Here is a 16,373-nt window from a genome sequence, read left to right as displayed (position 1 = left end):
TATGAATAAGCATGCGGATGTAAGGATCGTTCCAGCAGCAGCGGCGTTACCCCGAGTGCGAAGCGCGACGCTGCATAGCACGGCCGGCGGCCGCACTCGTACCAGCTTTCAGCGTTTTGAATGTAGCATGCCGTTCCGGTCCACGTGAAAAGTGAAGCCGCGCCAGGTGACCAGGGTCGAACTGTAGCTCGCGAGGAAGATCAGGAACAACGCAATATCCCATATCGGCAGCAGCCACAGCTCGCGATGGGGATGGCACAAGGCCCGGTCCGCCCGGAGCTTCAGCCAAAGGCGGGCCAGCAGGGCGATCGCGGCGAGCGACCACGACCAGCTTGCGGCGCCCGACAGTACGATGGTCAGCGTGGCGAACGCAAACGGATGCATCAGCGCAGAGCCCAGGTGGCCCGCCGGATCGATGGAGCGAATCGTGCGGCTCCAGCGTAATTCGTGCGAGATCAGGCTTGCGGCGCTCGTTTCAGCACAGGCGTGGGAAATGAAGAACGGTGGAATCACGACGCGCTCGCCGGCCTTGCGCACGGCCTGACCGATCGCGTGGTCCTCGGCGAGGTGATGCGCAAACTGTTCGAAACCGCCGATCTTGTCCACCGTCGCGCGGCGCATTGCGATGGTCGGTCCCATGCAGGGTTTGGCCAGCCCCAGTGTCAGGCCGGTCACCACGCCCGGAACGAACTGATAGTTGATCGCATTGACAGCCAGGCGTGGCCAGAACCCCGGCGCGGACTTTCCACGATAGATACAGCTCACGAGGCCCACGCCCGGCTTTTGCAATTCGCCTACGACGCTGCGCAAATACTCTGGGCTCACACTGACGTCGCTGTCCGCAAAGATCATCACATCATGGGCCGCCTGCGTCAGCATGTTCACGATGTTGGCGATCTTCCTGTTCGGCCCGTACAGGCGGGCATCCGCTACCACCGTGATGTACGCGTCGGGGTAGAGCGTGCGCAGCATCTCGACCGCCTCCAACGCAGGGTCAGCCGCATCGTGCACGCCGAACAGATACTGCACGTCGCCCGGATAATCCTGCTGAAAGAAGCTCGACAGGTTATCGAGCAGGTTCCACTCGTTACCGTGTAGCGGCTTGACGACCGTGACAGGCGGATAGCTGGAGGGAACTGAAGTCGGGCGCGCAAAAAAGCGCGACATCAATACGCTTGCCAGCAACGTATAAATGATGCCGCCTACGGCCGCCGAAGCTGAGATACCCAGCAGCGCAACGAGCAGCAGATGGGCTGCCCGCATCGTACCTTCGAATGCGGCCAGTCCGGTCATGAGCAGCAGACCGGGTGGGAGAATGATCGACTCAGGCAGTGGTCGATCAGTGCAGCCGAAAAATTTTGACGTGTGGAGGTGTCGAACACGCTCCTGATGGGACTAGCGTCGGTCAAAAGATCGTTCCGGTTGTCGTGAAAACGGTCATGTGCTCTGTCCGGCATGGAACTAGCTATCCTGAAAACGATCCAGGTTGGCAAGACTACGCCTAAATTCTTACATCTTGATGCTCGCCGCTGGATTGTTCCTACCGTCAGGTCGTGCAGCTCCTTTACAGGCTGCTGTATTGCTGCGGCATACGTTTACGTGTACGGACGCCGAGCATCAGAACGCTCGGTTTGCGTGGTGCGGGAATCCGGGATGCCATCTTCGAAGATTTTCGTCCGCCAAGCGCCACGGGGTCTGCACCGGCCCGTGCCTCGGCGGATTTCGGACGGCGGTGCAAGTATCGTCCACCGCAGAGTTGCTATGCGGGGTCTGGATCAGCAAACTGCTGCCGTCTCCCTTTGCACTTCACCCAGCCCCGTGGTCATCATCCGCAACAGGGATGGAGCGAGCCCGATTCAGTCGATCAGCTTGTTGAGCGTTCGAACCGCGGCCTCCAACACCGCGCGTTCTTCGCGGCTCGTCTTCGTCAGCAGTTGCTCGGTAAGCCATTGCGAACGTGCATCTCGCGCCTGCGCAGTCTGTGCACGCCCCGTATCGGTCAGATCCACGACCCAGGCGCGGCGATCTTCATTGTCTACCGTCAAGGTCACCAGCCCTTGTTCGACCAGTTTCTGCACGATCAGCCGCATGGTCTGATGGGTCACGGCTCTGCGCACGGCGAGTGTCGCGATACTCACCGGGCCGCAGCGTTCGAGTAGCGCAAGCGTCTCGTTCTGCGCGTTCGATTGCGTACCGCTTTGCTCGCGAACGACCTTGACCAGACGGCTGACGACATCGCGAATCGCTTCGCCCAACGCCGCGGCTTCAGCGGCGCGGTCGCTAGAGGCATTCCTGGAGATCCGACTCATTTCGGCTGCACCGCGCGTTCGCGAAGTCGCGCAACGACGGCGGCAAGCGTATTGACGCCCCAATGCTCGACATATTGCCCGTCCCGAATGCGGACGATATCGATGACGTCGATCGAAATGTCGTCGCCAGTCGCGTCGACGCCCAGCAGTGGCCCGACATGTTTGCCGGTGATCGACTTCCGCGTCGTGACTTTGTCACCGTCGCATAGTTGTTCGTGAATGTGGATCTCCATGTCGGCAATGGCCGGCCGAAGCACGGACGCAAACGTTGCCCACATCGCTTCGGCACCTCGGCTCGCCTCATTCGGCGCGGACCAGTTGACGAAGTCGGGCGCCATGAGCGCTTCGAAGCAGGCTCGATTGCCGTCCCGGATCACTTCGTAGTTGAACTGCTCGACGACAGCTTTGGGATCGTTGCTGTTCATGCTTGTCCTCAATTGTTCGGAAATTCGTTCGCCCCGGCCGAAGGGGTGAACGAATAATATACAGCAAGGCTGTATATTTCAACCGAATGAGTGCCCGGCTCGGTAGGTGCCCGACCCGGGCGTTCGATCTATTCGATATGAACGAGGACTTGCTACGCCGCCTGGTGCCGAAAGCGCGCATATCGGGATGCTCGCCGTAATCAAGCGGTCGCGCACATCAACGCATTCAATCTGTTGCCATTGACGAGGCACCCGGTCCGTTCACCGGCGCTTCCCGGACGGAAAGCCGTGGGTCTTCGCTCGCCATGCCGTGAACAGCCCAATCGCAAGCAGCGACGAGACCACCCACGGAAATGCAACGACACCAGTCGTTTCAAGTAATACGCCACCGATGATCCCACTGCCAGCAAACGAGAGATTGAACACCGTCACCAGCGCGGATTGCGCAACGTCGGCGCCATCGCCGGCTGCATCGGCCAGGGCAGTTTGAAGAAGTGTCGGCGCACCGCCGAAACTGAAGCCCCATATCACCACGCCGACCCAGATAACCGCGGGTGACGTGACGCCCAGCCCGAATATCAGCGAAACCATCGCGAAGGCCGCCAGTCCAGCCAGCACCAGCAGACGCAGCGATCCGTCAACGAGAGCACCGATTACCCAAATCCCGAGCATGGCGGAGATACCAAACAGCAACAGCACCGAATCCATGTCGCGGGTGAGTCCGACGGATGCGAGGAACGGCGCAATGTAGGTGTAGAGAATGTAGTGCGGAAGAATCCACGCGCTGACCACGAACAGCACGGACCGCACGCCCGGGATAGCGAGAACTCGCCGCATCGGCAGACGCTGGCCCGCCATCTCGCCGGGATAGTCGGGAACCTTCCAGCACACCAGGGCCATCAGCGCGAGCGACATTCCGGATATGATGCCGAAGATGCTGCGCCAGCCGACCATACTGCCGAGCCACACGCTTAACGGCACACCGACCGACAACGCCAAAGGGATGCCGATCATCGCCACCGCGAGTGCGCGTCCCTGCATCGCCGGGGGAACCATGCGCCGCGCGTAAGACGCCAAAAGGCTCCACGCGAGCCCGGTGGCGAGTCCCACGGCAAAGCGCGTCGCCAGCGTCAGCATGTAGTTCGACGACACTGCGGTGATCGCATTGCAAGCCGCAAAGACGCCGAGCACCAGTAGCAGGACATGCCGGCGCTGCCACCTGCGCACGGCTGCGGTCAGCGGGATGGCCGCTACACCGGAGCCGAGCGCGCAGCACGTCACCAATTGCCCGGCCCACGCTTCGCTCACATGAAACCCTCGTGCAATCTCCGGAAGCAAGCCGGCCGGTACGGCTTCGTTTGCCGTGGCGATGAAGCTGGCCATCGTCAACGCGAGCAACGCTGCCATCGGGAGACGATTTACCGTCGCCGCGCATCCAATACCAATGGCCGCTACACCGCAATCTTCATCCATCTTTCTCTCCATGTTTCCTCGCTTGCCTGCATCCGGGCTTGCGAAGTGGCAGTCTGCTTGGTAAATACGGATTTGATAATTGGCCGCCCGTTTGAATACATCTCAAATCTGGATGAAGAATGGCAACTGATCGACTGGGTGATATGCGTTTGTTCGTGGAAGCGGCGGCACTGGGCAATTTGTCGGCCGCCGGCCGGAAGCTGGGATTTTCCCCAGCAGCAGCGAGCGCACGGCTCGCCAAATTGGAAGCGGCACTATCGACGCGGCTATTCGACCGCAATACGAGGCAACTACGCCTGACCGAAGAGGGGCGGCTATATCACCATCACTGCAGCATTGCATTGAGGGCCATCGAGGATGGCGAGGCTGCTCTCACTGCGAGCCGGGGCATAGCGCGGGGCAAAGTCCGGATCTCGGCATCGGCCGATTTCGGTCGCCATCTGCTGAACTCCTGGCTGGAAGCCTTCGTCCGCACGCAGCCCGAGCTCAAAATCGCACTCGACCTTACCGACTCGGTATCGGATTTGCTGCAAGACGAGGTCGATCTCGCGATCCGATTTGGCCGGCCGAACACCCCCTCACTGATTGCACGCCGGCTTGCACCGAACTGGCGAGTGCTATGTGCGTCCCCCGACTATCTGGCCAAATGCGGCACGCCGCTCGTTCCGGCCGATCTGGTTGCGCATGAGTTCGTCGTTCTGGTTACGGCTGCAGGGCCACTGAACGAGTTTCGCCTGGTGTCGGAAGGCAAGCGTTGCAATCACACCGTGGCAATGGAAAATGCGTGGGAAACCAATGACGGCGCGTTGGCTCGCGCGTGGACACTGGCCGGATATGGCATCGCTCGAAAAACGATCTGGGACGCCGCAGCGGATATTCGCGCCGGCAAACTCCAGGTCGTTCTGCCGGACTGGATCGAAAGCGAACCCGGCATTTATGCCGTGTTGAACCGGAATCGCTATATGACGCCGCGGGTGAGAGTGCTACTGGACTTCCTGGTCGAGCGCTTCCAACGTGCGATATCTGACGGCATCCTGGCCGGGCTCCCGTCGCCATCCGTGTCGGAAAACGCGGACTGATTGCCGTCGCGCGAGTGCTGTGCGCCGGTTGTACGCCCGGCGCGGGCCCACCCGCGCTCCGCCTCATTCAAAACCGCCCCACGCTCGCGCATTCGACGAAGCGCAGCATCGCCCCGTGCGAAACCGCTCCCTCGACCACCACACCGCGTTCGCTTCGCCGCATCTCGACGCCGGCACCGCCCAGCACATCGGCAAGCCGATCGAGAGACTGCACCGTGAACGCGAGCTCGGTGAAGTGCGGTCCGGCGCGCAGCGCCTCTGCGCGCGCTGCGCCGTCGATACGAACCTCGACCTTCCCGCAGCGGATCAGATAGCTCGCATCGTCCAGGCGCGTCGCGCTCGCTGCGAGCACGCGTTCGTAGCGATCGACGGTCATCTCGAGCGCGGCAGCGTCGACGGCAATCGTTATCCCCGCAAGGCTCGTTACGCCGTTCGGATGCAGCGCGCCACCGGGCGGGTAGACGAGTTCCGGCGTCAGATGTTCGCAAGCGAACACGCGGCCGCCCGGCGTATAGGCGACGTCGACCTGCGTGATGCGGAAGCTCGCATCGCCGGTGCCGTTGCGCGTCGCGACGGGCCGCGAAAACGCCACCGGCGGCTCGGCCGGTACGCCCGCCGCGTGCCAGTCGCGATACAGCGCGTCCGCGCTGTCGGTCGCGACCACCATCGCAGCCGCTCCGTCGCCGTGTTCGAGAAAGTCGGAGAAGAATGCCGTGACGGGATGCGGCCGGCGAACCGTCAGCAGTTCGAGGTAGCAGCCGTCGAACATCGCGCAATGATTCTCGGAGCCCATGGTGTGATAACCGCGCGGCGTGAGTGCGAATCCCATCCGCGCAAAGTCGTCGCGCGCGGCATCGAGGTCGCGCACCGCGATGACGAAATGGTCGATTCCCGAAAGATGCTGTGTCATGGCAGGTTCCTAATCTCGGTGATCTTTCCAGCGGTAATAGAGCATCGCGCCGATCGCAACACGCCTGACGAGCGCATGGGCGGCGATCGTCCGCAACGTGGAAAACGGCAGCCGCGACGCGCGCTCGTCGCCCGTCAGCGCCACTTCCGCAAGCTCGGGGCCGACCGCGGTCGACAATGCGACGCCGCGACCATTGCAGCCGAACCACGTGTACAGACCGTCATCCAGTTTCACGAAGCGAGGCATCCGGTCCCGCGTGACGGCGAAGTCGCCATGCCACAGATATTCGAAACGAAGCGGCACGTCGTTCAGCTGCGGAAACATCCGCCGCACGCGCGCACCGATGCGCTGCGGCAGCCGGCGCTCATAACCCATCGGCATGACGAGCGCGCCGCCGGTCACGAGTCGCCCGTCGCGATCGAAGCGGGCGAAGTGGAGATCCGACTGCGTATCGGACATGGCGTGATCGAGCGGCAGGATCGAGGCGCGCAGATCGGCCGGTAGCGGCTGGGTGGCCATCTGATACGAGCGCATCGGCAGCAGCGCCTTCGCAATGCCGGGCCACGGCGCGCGCGTGGAGTGGCCGCTGTAACTGTGCGTGGCAATCACGACCCGGCTGGCGTGCACCGCCGCGTCGCCGTGCGCGGCCACCCAGTGCGTGCCCTGTCGCGTCAGCGACGACACGGGCGTGTGCGTATGGATGCACGCGCCCGCGTCCTGCGCGGCGCGCGCCAGTCCGCGGACGAACGCAAGCGGATTCACGTGCCCGCCGGTCGGGTTCTGCCAGCCGCCGTGCCAGAACGACGAGCCGGTCAATTCGGCGGTGCGATCGCGATCCAGCAACTCCACTTCGACGCCGCGACGCCGCCATTGCTCGACGCGCGAGCGCGCAAGCGCGAGGCGGCTCGCGCGATGTGCGGGCTGCATCCATCCAGCCTGCACGGCCGCGCAGTCGATCCGGTGCCGGCGTGCGAGCTCGAACACGGTGTTCGCAGATTCGCCGATCAGCGAGACGAGCGTTTCGCCCTTGTCCGCGCCGTACTCGGCAACGATCGCGTCAGGATCCGCGCGCGTCATGGCCGGGATCACCTGTCCGTTGTTGCGGCCCGACGCGCCCCAGCCGATCTCCGCTGCCTCCAGCACGACCACCCGGGCGCCGCGCTCGGCCGCATGCAGCGCGGCGCTCAGGCCCGTGAAGCCGGCGCCTATGACGAGCAGGTCCGCGAAGTACGTGCCGCTCGGCAGCGGCGCAGTTGCAGCGGCGGGCGCGGCGGTGGCCGCCCACAGCGATGGAGGCAGGCGGCTTGGGTCGAGGCTCGCGTCAGGCATGGCAGATTCCCCGTCCGGAATGGTCCGGTGCGTTTGCATGAATAGGTGTCGTTGAAGAAAACGTGCGGGTGAGGTTCGCCGAGGGTTGGCCGAGCGTGCCTGGCAAACGGCCGGGATGCCGTCCGCCATGACTGAGACGGGCTTGCATCGAAGGTTGTCTTGCGTCGAGGGCCATGCGTGTCCTTTCCGTTCAGAGCGGGCACCGCGCGAGCCGGTCGACGAAGGCTCGCTTGCGGCGCGCGACTGCTTCCCACATATCGGGTAGTGCGTGCGATTGGGGAATCATATCGTCCGGCAAGGAGAAGCCAATTTCCCTATCTTTTTTGATTCCGATGATTTGGAGATATTTTTTCTATCTAACGCAGGCGCGGTACACGATGCCGAGCGGCGCGCGGAAGCCCGGCGAACTTGCGGACGCCGCGGCGGCTCATTCGAGCCGCTCGCGCGAATCCAGATCGGGGAGGTTCGACGTCGCGCCGATTCGGCGCGGAGCGTTCGCTTGCCGATTGGCACGTCTCGGCGTCAGCCACTTCCGGACGATGCGGTTCGACGGCTCGGCGTAGTTGCGCGCAATGGTTGCGCCCAGGCCGACGGAAAGGAGCAGATAGCCGACGAGAAGCGCCAATTTCTCGTCGCCGGTGACATGCGACGGCGGATAACTGGTCCTCAGCAAGCCGAGCACGATAAGGTGGAACAGATAAAGCTCGTAGCTGAGCTTGCCGAGCGCTTCGATGAGCGCGGACACGCGCGCGGGCCGCAGCGACGTGCCGGCTGCGCAATTCGCGGACAGCAACAGAACCGCCGTGCCGAAGGCAATGGCGGTCACGCCGAGCACGTTGCTTTGCCCGATCGGCCAGGACAGGTAGACGAGCGCCATGCCCGCGGCCGTCAACCCCGTGAACATGGTCTGCGCGCGGCCGTGCCATTTGACTTTGCGTGCGAGCAATGCCGCGCAGCAACCGATGGCGATGGCATCGAAGCAGGCGAGATACGCATAGAGATAGTCGCCCTCGTCGCCTTGGTGGAAGAAACGATAGGCGGGGCCGGCGACGATGCACGGCAGCCAGAACGCCACGAGCCGCGCCTCCCGGCGAAGCGCGACGCACAGCAGCGGGAACGACAGATAAAACACTTCCTCGACCGAAAGCGACCACAACACGCCGAGCGCATAGTTGGTCCAGCCGTGAGAGCCGACCAGCACGTTCATCCAGAACGTCAACGACGCGAGATTCACCAGCCAGAACGAAACCGGCGTGCCGGCCGGCGAATGATTCTGAAAGATCGTGATGCCGGCCAGCGCCAGCGCGTTGACGATGGCCAACAACAGCAAGAGGCAGGGGACGATGCGGGCGATGCGCAGCGCATAGAACGTTCCGAGATCGACGTGGCCGAGTTCGGACCAGCGCCGCATCGCGTTCGTCGTGATCAGATAGCCGGAGATCACGAAGAACATCGTGACGCCGTAGTTGCCGTTTCGCGCAACGGCACGCACCGCATTCCAGCCGAATACGTGCGACAGCGCAGTGTCGTCGAGCCGGTAAGCGATATTGAAATGGTGAAACAGCACGAGCAGGATCGAAAAGCCCCGCAGGAAATCGATCTTCCGGTTTCGCATGTCGGCGCCGTTCATCCCGCGTTCGTCGCCCACTGCACGAATGCCGAGCCGGCCTCGCGCAACACGGCCTCGCGTGCGTCCATGCTGACACCCGGCGCGTCGTAGTAGACGGCGACGAGCAACGGCGCGCGCCCGGGCGGACGGACTAGCGCGTAGTCGTTCGTCTCGCGGTCGACGCTGGTGCCGGGCCGGTCGGCGGCTTGCCAACCGGCGGGCAACACGGCGCGAATCCGGTTGAGCCCCGGCTTGCAGTCGGTCATGCCGCGCTCCAGTCGCGCGCGCGAGCCGGCGCTGAGCACGTCGCCGAGCAGCAGGCGCTGCGCCGTGGCGGCGATGGCCTTCGGCGTGGTGGTGTCGAGCACGCCGTGATAGCGGTTCGAGTCGGGCTCGTAGCGGTCGGAGCGCGTCACGGTATCGCCGAGGCCGCGAACGAAGCGCGTCAGCGCCGCAGGGCCGCCGGCGCTGCGCACCAGCAGGATCGCGGCCGTGTTGTCGCTCTCCACCAAAACCGCGCGGCAGAGCGCCTCGATCGACATCGCACCCTGAGCGACGTTGGCCTTCGTCACCGGCGACGTGAAAATCAGGTCCTTTTCCGTGTAGTGGACGAGGCGATCTAGCCGCTCCGAGCCGCTGTCGACGCGTGCCAGGATCTGCGCGGCGAGCAGTCCCTTGAACGTGCTGCACATCAGGAAACGTTCGTCGGCGCGATGGCCGAGCGTGCGTCCCGAGCCGGTATCGATCGCGAACACGCCGAGGCGGCCGCCGCTTCTGCGCTCGATTTCGGCAAGCGGCGATTCTTCGGCTGCGCGCAGCGCGGGAGCCATGCACGTGCCGGCGAGCAGCGGTAATCCGATCAGTAGTTTTCTGCGCAGGAGCGAGTGGGGCACGGTCGGGTCCGGTGGGTTAGGGCAAGGAACAGGAGGAGACACGCTCGACACGTCGAAGCGTGTCACGCGAATCGAGTATCACGTCGCGACGGCCGATGACCGCGCGCGCTTCGAGTACATCGTCGCCGTACGTCGGGGGATTTTCGCAGAGCAGAGGCGCTGTTTGCACGGCACGTTCGAGCCGCTTGGGTCTCTCGCTGCGCTGCGACACACGGGCATCGATTACGGCCTCGAAGAACAAAAAAAGCGCCTGCCGGGTATGGGACAGGCGCGTGTAAAGGCACTCGGTCAGAAAAACCGCGCGAATGAGCCGCCGCTTAAATCACGCATCGCTCGGGCAATTGCTGCGCGGCCCGATTCAATCGCGGCACTTCGCTTGCGATAAGAAAGCATACGCCGCACAACACGCAAACGATATCGCGTGTCTGAGGAAATCGATGTGCTCGTGCAGCATGCGTTTCAAGCGCATGTTTGATACATGTTCAGAATTCGCCGAACGGGCGCGCATCCGCCCACGCCGGTCGTGGATGTTGCGACACGGCATCGAAGCTCGCGAGAAAAACGAAACCGCCGGACGACGCGCCTGCTGGCGGCGCGTCGACCCGGCGGTCCGGTGTGATCGACCGGCCGATACCGGCCGGCGCAATTACACGTCGAAGAACACGGTTTCGTCCGGCCCCTGCATGCGGACGTCGAACCGATACACGACCGGGCGCCCCGGCTGCGCGTCGCGCTTCGCCACCAGCGTCGCGCGACGCTCGGCGGGCACCAGGTTGAGCACCGGATCGGCCGCGTTCGCCGCGGCTTCGTCGTCGAAATACACGCGCGTGAACGCATGCGTGAGGATCCCGCGCATCATCACCGTCACGTTGATGTGCGGTGCTTCGTCGGCGGCGATGCGGCCGGGCTTCACCGTCTCGACGACGAAGCGGTGCTGCGCATCGGTGCCCGTGCCGACCCGCGCGAAGCCCGTGAAGCCGGACTTCGCGACGTCGTCGCGCGATGCCGGAAAGCGGCCGGCGCCGTCCACCTGCGTGAATTCGAGCATCGCGTCGCTGACGACGTTGCCGTCGCCGTCGAACACCTGCCCGACCAGCAGCACGTGCTCGCCGTCGGCATGCGGTGCGGCGATCGTCGGCGTGAACAGGCTCTTCAGGTCGTAACCGTATTGCTGCGGGCACAGGCCGTACGCGAAGTACGGGCCGACGGTTTGCGAAGGGGTTTGCTTCAGCGTCGTCATGGTTCAGCGCTCCATCGGGGTAGCGTCACGGCCGCGCAGCACGATGTCGAATTCGTAGCCGAGCGCATGGCCTTCTTCGGTGGTGTCGAGCGAGAAGCGCGAGATCAGGCGATCGCGCGCGGCCTCCGGCGTGCCCTGGAAGATCGGGTCGTACGCGAGCAGCGGGTCGCCGGGGAAGTACATCTGCGTGACGAGGCGCGAGCCGAAGTAGTCGCCGAACAGCGAGAAGTGGATGTGATTCGGACGCCACGCGTTCGGATGGTTGCCCCACGGATAGGCGCCGGGCTTGATCGTCAGGAAGCGGTAGCGGCCTTCGGCGTCGGTCATGCAGCGGCCCGCGCCGAGGAAGTTCGGATCGAGCGGCGCGTCGTGCTGGTCGACCTTGTGCACGTAGCGGCCGGCCGCGTTCGCCTGCCACACTTCGACGAGCGTGTTGCGCACCGGTTTGCCGCCCTCGTCGAGCACGCGGCCCGTGACGACGATGCGCTCGCCGAGCGGCTCGCCGTTCTTCACCGCGTTCTTCGTCAGGTCGTGGTCGAGCGGGCCGAGATCTTCCGCGCCGTAGACGGGCGCGTACTGGTCGCGCAGCCGCTCCTTCAGCGGGATCATCGGGCGCGTCGGGCCGCGCTTGACCGACGAACGGTAGTCGGGATGGACATACGCGGGATGCGACGGCCAGTCGCGCGGCGTGAGAATCGTGGGGGAATCCATCGGGCGTCTCCTGTTGGGTTATTTCGCGTGAGTGGATGGCAGGACTTTAGCCAATCCGGAAAGTTATGAAAAATGACCTTTTTTCGCGAATTGCATAACCGGGAGTTATGGTCGGCCGCCCAATGAAAAATCCGCCGGACAGAAGATCCGTCCGGCGGAGAAAGCGATCGGGCGTCGCATCGTCGGTGACGACTCCGTGCACGGCCCTCCAGCCCGCCCGTCGCTGCTTTTTGTCGGTTCTTCTTGTTGTTGTTCGAAGGTCTCCCCGCGCGCCGCGCGGTTCGTCGTTACGGGCGGGCGGGATCGAACACGATCCCGTCGAACTCGACCGACAGCCGGCCGCTGCGCAGCAGCGCGGCGGCCGTCGCGGCACGGTCGACGCCGATCACGTCGGCGACGTAGTTGGCGCAGAACCCGCGTCCCGCCAGCAAGCTGAAGTGGCCGCCGAGCAGCGCATCGATCCGCTGTTCGGCCAGCGCGTGCACGCTGCGCTGCGCGTCGGCAGTCGCGGCCGCGACGCGGCGCGCCAGTGCGATGCGGCCGCCGTCGGCCCGGGCGACGAAACGCGACAGCGGCGTGAGCTTCGTACGCGCCCAGGCGGGTTCGGCGATCAGCGGCTCGTCGCCGGACGTATCGACGACGATGCCGAACCGGTCGGCCCACGAGCCGCCGTGGTCGGCCGCGTCGCCCGGCTTGCGGGACGGCGCGCGGATGAACAGCAGATCGCCGACGTGCGCGCCGGCCGCCAGCGTGCGCAGCGTGGCGAGCGGCAGCATGCGCTCGGTGTCGCGCGCCGCGCGCAGCGCGGGGTGATGCGGCTCGAAGGCAGGGGCGTCGGTGCGGGTGTTCATCGCGGCTCCGTCGGTGGGTGACAGCACGGAGCGGATTATGCAGATGAGTAACCCAAAGTGCTCACGCGGATGCGTCGGTAGCCTAATATCCGACCTGGAGCATCATTTTTCGATACTGGAATGACCGAAACCGCCCAACTCATCCACACGTTGAAGCGCCTGTTGAAGGCGCATGGAATGACCTATCGCGACGTCGCGCGTGCGCTCGACGTGTCCGAGACGAGCGTGAAGCGCCTGTTCGCGAGCGGCCGCTTCACGCTGGAGCGCGTCGTGGAGATCGCGCAACTGCTCGGCTATACGCTGGCCGAGCTGGTGCAGGAGGCGTCGGCGTCCGCGCCGCGCCTGCGGGTGCTGACCGAGCAGCAGGAGGCGCTGCTGGTCTCGGACGAGAAGCTGCTGCTGGTCGCCGTCTGCGCGGTCAATTACTGGACCGTGCAGGACATCGTGTCGGCCTACTGCCTGACGCACGCCGAATGCGTGAAGTACCTGCTGATGCTCGACCGGATGAACGTGATCGCGCTGCTGCCGGGCGACCGCATCCGCGTGCGCGTCGCCCGCGATTTCGACTGGCTGCCGGGTGGGCCGATTCGCCGGTATTTCCACGCGCACGTGCTCGACGATTTTCTCGGCAGCCGCTTCGACGGGCCGGGCGAGACGATGATGTTCTCGCAGGGGATGCTGACCGACGCGGCCGCGGCGGAACTCGAGCAGGAACTGCGGCGGCTCGGCAGCAAGGCGGCGGCGCTGCACGCGGAGTCGTCGTCGGCGCCGCTCGGGCAGAAGCGCGGAACGGGCCTGCTGATCGCGAAGCGCATCTGGGAGCCGACCGGTTTCCACGCGCTGCGGCGTCACGGGTAACGCCGCAGCGGCGCGCTTGGGTCTTTCCGGAAAGTTATGCAAAATGGCGCTACATCGTCATTCGTATAACTGCCCGTTATGAATAACCGTATCGCGGACGGCCGCGTCAAATTCCGGCACCTGCAGTGTTTTCTCGCGGTCGCGCAACTGGGCGGCGTGCAGAAGGCGGCCGAAAGTCTGTCGATCACGCAGCCGGCCGTGTCGAAGACGATCGCCGAACTGGAGGCGATCCTCGGCGTGAAGCTGTTCGAGCGTGGGCGGCACGGCGCGCAACCGACCCGCGAAGCGCAACTGTTCATCCCGCATGCGAACGCGTGCGTGCTCGCGCTGCGGCAGGGCGTCGGGCTGCTCGCGCGCGAGGGCGGGGCTGCTGCGGCGACGCTCGAAATCGGCATGCTGCCGACGGTTGCCGCATCGCTCGCGCCCGCGTTGATGAAGGCGTTGGCCGCGCGCTGGCCGCGCGTCGTCGTGCGGATCGCGACGGCCGCGAATGCCGAGCTGCTGGAGCGGTTGAAGGCGGGGGCGATCGAATGCGCGATCGGGCGTCTGTCGGAGCCCGAGCGGATGATCGGGCTCGCCTTCGAGCAGTTGTACAACGAGCCGCTGGTCGCGGTCGTGCGCGCCGGCCATCCGCTGCTCGCCAGCGCCGCGCCGGCCGCCGAACTGGCGCGCTATCCGGTCGTGCTGCCGCCGTTCGGCACGCTGATCCGCCAGTCGGCCGAGCAGGTGCTCGGCGCATGCGGCGCGCCGCCGCTCGATTCGTTCATCGAGGTGTTGTCGGTGTCGGTCGCGCGCGCGCTTGCGCTCGAGAACGACGCGGTGTGGTTCGTGCCGCTCTACGCGGCCGAATATGATCTCGCGGCCGGTACGCTCGCGCGCTTGCCGTTGCCGTCGGCCGGTGCCGACGAACCGGTCGGGCTCGTGCTGCGCACCGATGCTCAGCCGTCGCCCGTGGCCCGGACGCTGATCGACGCGCTGCGCGAGATCGCTCGCACACGGTTGCGCGACGTGCAGGCGAGCCGCGCGCCGCGCGCTGCACGCAAGCCGGGGCGCCGCGAGCGCTGAGTTGGGCTGGCCGGTGCGCGGTGCCGGGTGTCGTCGTTCGCGGCGAAGCGTTCGGTCGGCGATGCGGCTGGCGCCGGCAGCGGCTTCAGCGCCGGCCTCACGTCATCGGGGTGATTCGTTGCGCCGACAGATTCGATCGGCGACGCGCCGTGCGGCGACGCAACGCGGCACGCTGCCGCGCCTCGCGCACGAATGCGCGTTAGTGCACGTTAGTGCGCCGGTCACGCGCGCCGTCGCGCGAGCCGCAGATAAAGCAGCGCCGCGCCCGCCAGCAGCAACGGGAAGAACAAATACCAACCGGTCGTCAGAAACAGCCCGGCCACGGCGATCAGCGAAACCCACGCGCAGCGATACGCGGCGCTCGCACGTGGCAGCAGCTTCAGCGCGGCGGCGGCGCCGAGCCCGTACACCATCACGAAGCAGCCCGACGTGACGAGCACGAGCGGTTTCGGCCCGACGTCGGAGAACGCGGTCGCGGCCAGCGCGGCGGCGGCCAGCGCCGCGATCACGCCGAGGCTGCGGCGCGGCACGCCGCCCACCTGACTGCCTTGCGCGAGCCACGCGGGCAGTGCGCCGTCGCGCCCGAGCGCGGCCCCGAGCTTCGCCGCGCCGGCGAAATACGCGTTCATCGTCCCGAGCGTGAGCAGCAGCGCCGCGGCCGCGGCCAGCACCTGCGCATGGCCGCCGATGCCGCGCGCGATCAGTTCCGCGAGCGGCGCGCCCGACGCGCCGGCCGACGGGCCGAGCACCGTCACGCTGGCCGCGGCGACCGACAGATACAGGAACCCGACCACCACGACGGCGATGCCGGCCGAGCGCGGCATGTCGTGCGCCGGCCGGCGGAATTCGGCGGCGAGGTGCGTGATCGCCTCCCAGCCCGCGAAGCTCCACACCAGCAGCGCCGCGGCCTGACCGACCGCGAGCCAGCCGTGCGGCGCGAACGGCTGCAGGTTCTCCGGGCGCGCATGCGGCGCGGACGCGAGCACGGCGGCGAGCAACAGCGTGACGAGCAACGCCGACAACACGAGCTGCATGCGGCCCGACACCGTGACGCCGAACGCATTCGCGGCCGATACGGCGGCGATCAGCGCGGCGGCCGTGACCACGACGGTCGTATGCCCGCCGCCGATCACGGCCGCCACGTATGCGCCGCCGAACATCGCGGCGGCCGGTGCGCCGGCCGGCACCGCGAAATAGAAACACCAGCCGACGATCGCCGCGGCCTTCGGCCCGAACGCGCGGCGCGCGTAGGTGGACACGCCGCCCGCGTCGGGATAGCGCGCGCCGAGTGCGGCGAAGGTCGCCGCCAGCGGCCCGGACAGCACGACGAGCGCCGCCCACGCGAGCAGCGAGGCCGGCCCGGCGACCTCGGCGGCGAGCGCCGGCAACGCAATGACGCCGGTGCCGAGCACCGCGCCGATATACAGCGCGGCGCCCTGGAAAATCGTCAACGAGCCTGCGTGATGGACGGCAGGCGAATCGGCATGCGAGGGCATGAAAGGCAGTCTCCGGAACGCGTGGGATGCGCGCGGTCGGGCGCGCGTCGAGTCGTTCGATGCTACCCGAACCGGCATGGCGAAACGGCGCGGCGTTCAGTAGTCCGCGGTCTGCGGCGTGTCAG

The 16,373-nt window shown here is 65.7% G+C and carries 15 protein-coding genes; 3 read left to right on the top strand and 12 right to left on the bottom strand.

Annotated features, from left to right (window positions below):
- Nucleotides 1-108: 108 nt before the first annotated feature.
- The 4 genes from hpnI to AK36_RS05975 form a co-directional block, all read right to left on the bottom strand.
- Nucleotides 109-1,263, bottom strand: coding sequence for a bacteriohopanetetrol glucosamine biosynthesis glycosyltransferase HpnI (gene hpnI / locus AK36_RS05990; protein ID WP_014725045.1), 1,155 nt, complete (start codon nt 1,261-1,263; stop codon nt 109-111).
- Between the two features lie 593 nt (nt 1,264-1,856).
- Nucleotides 1,857-2,309, bottom strand: a complete 453-nt coding sequence (locus AK36_RS05985) for a MarR family winged helix-turn-helix transcriptional regulator (protein WP_045578086.1) — start codon at nt 2,307-2,309, stop codon at nt 1,857-1,859.
- On the bottom strand, nt 2,306-2,734 hold the full coding sequence (locus AK36_RS05980; RefSeq protein WP_045578085.1) for an ester cyclase: 429 nt from the start codon (nt 2,732-2,734) through the stop codon (nt 2,306-2,308). Before AK36_RS05980 ends, AK36_RS05985 begins: the two co-directional genes overlap by 4 nt.
- A gap of 261 nt (nt 2,735-2,995) precedes the next feature.
- Nucleotides 2,996-4,207, bottom strand: coding sequence for an MFS transporter (locus tag AK36_RS05975; protein WP_045578443.1), 1,212 nt, complete (start codon nt 4,205-4,207; stop codon nt 2,996-2,998).
- Between the two features lie 119 nt (nt 4,208-4,326).
- On the opposite strand from AK36_RS05975, the gene AK36_RS05970 reads away from it, so the two are divergent.
- Nucleotides 4,327-5,286, top strand: a complete 960-nt coding sequence (locus AK36_RS05970) for a LysR family transcriptional regulator (RefSeq protein ID WP_014725042.1) — start codon at nt 4,327-4,329, stop codon at nt 5,284-5,286.
- 67 nt (nt 5,287-5,353) lie between these two features.
- Here the strand turns inward: AK36_RS05970 and AK36_RS05965 are convergent, their stop codons facing one another.
- The 7 genes from AK36_RS05965 to AK36_RS05935 all read right to left on the bottom strand — a co-directional run bounded on the left by AK36_RS05965 (nt 5,354) and on the right by AK36_RS05935 (nt 12,829).
- The gene (locus AK36_RS05965; protein ID WP_011882021.1) at nt 5,354-6,196 is read right to left on the bottom strand and encodes a VOC family protein; all 843 of its coding nucleotides are present in this window, start codon (nt 6,194-6,196) and stop codon (nt 5,354-5,356) included.
- A 9-nt stretch (nt 6,197-6,205) separates the two neighbouring features.
- On the bottom strand, nt 6,206-7,525 hold the full coding sequence (locus AK36_RS05960; protein WP_045578084.1) for an NAD(P)/FAD-dependent oxidoreductase: 1,320 nt from the start codon (nt 7,523-7,525) through the stop codon (nt 6,206-6,208).
- Nucleotides 7,526-7,952: 427 nt separating this feature from the next.
- Complete coding sequence (locus AK36_RS05955) at nt 7,953-9,155, bottom strand: acyltransferase family protein (protein WP_045578442.1); 1,203 nt, start codon at nt 9,153-9,155, stop codon at nt 7,953-7,955.
- On the bottom strand, nt 9,152-10,093 hold the full coding sequence (gene bla, locus AK36_RS05950) for a class A beta-lactamase (protein WP_224383346.1): 942 nt from the start codon (nt 10,091-10,093) through the stop codon (nt 9,152-9,154). Before bla ends, AK36_RS05955 begins: the two co-directional genes overlap by 4 nt.
- A 580-nt stretch (nt 10,094-10,673) precedes the next feature.
- Complete coding sequence (pcaG, locus tag AK36_RS05945) at nt 10,674-11,267, bottom strand: protocatechuate 3,4-dioxygenase subunit alpha (protein WP_011882025.1); 594 nt, start codon at nt 11,265-11,267, stop codon at nt 10,674-10,676.
- Nucleotides 11,268-11,270: 3 nt separating this feature from the next.
- On the bottom strand, nt 11,271-11,978 hold the full coding sequence (gene pcaH / locus AK36_RS05940) for a protocatechuate 3,4-dioxygenase subunit beta (protein ID WP_014725036.1): 708 nt from the start codon (nt 11,976-11,978) through the stop codon (nt 11,271-11,273).
- Between the two features lie 287 nt (nt 11,979-12,265).
- The gene (locus tag AK36_RS05935) at nt 12,266-12,829 is read right to left on the bottom strand and encodes a YiiX/YebB-like N1pC/P60 family cysteine hydrolase (RefSeq protein WP_045578082.1); all 564 of its coding nucleotides are present in this window, start codon (nt 12,827-12,829) and stop codon (nt 12,266-12,268) included.
- 120 nt (nt 12,830-12,949) lie between these two features.
- Here AK36_RS05935 and AK36_RS05930 point away from each other — a divergent pair, with 120 nt between their 5' ends.
- Entirely contained in the window at nt 12,950-13,687 is a 738-nt protein-coding gene (locus AK36_RS05930) for a helix-turn-helix domain-containing protein (protein ID WP_011882028.1), read from the top strand.
- A 78-nt stretch (nt 13,688-13,765) separates the two neighbouring features.
- Nucleotides 13,766-14,752: a pca operon transcription factor PcaQ gene (pcaQ, locus tag AK36_RS05925; RefSeq protein WP_011882029.1), complete on the top strand. Its 987-nt coding sequence runs from the start codon at nt 13,766-13,768 to the stop codon at nt 14,750-14,752.
- A 221-nt stretch (nt 14,753-14,973) separates the two neighbouring features.
- Here pcaQ and AK36_RS05920 read toward each other — a convergent pair whose 3' ends face one another.
- The gene (locus AK36_RS05920; RefSeq protein ID WP_034193867.1) at nt 14,974-16,248 is read right to left on the bottom strand and encodes an APC family permease; all 1,275 of its coding nucleotides are present in this window, start codon (nt 16,246-16,248) and stop codon (nt 14,974-14,976) included.
- Nucleotides 16,249-16,373: the final 125 nt, after the last annotated feature.

Source organism: Burkholderia vietnamiensis LMG 10929, assembly GCF_000959445.1.
Lineage (GTDB): Bacteria > Pseudomonadota > Gammaproteobacteria > Burkholderiales > Burkholderiaceae > Burkholderia > Burkholderia vietnamiensis.
The sequence above is the reverse complement of the archived record's forward strand: the minus strand, read 5'-3'. Positions and strand labels throughout refer to the sequence as shown.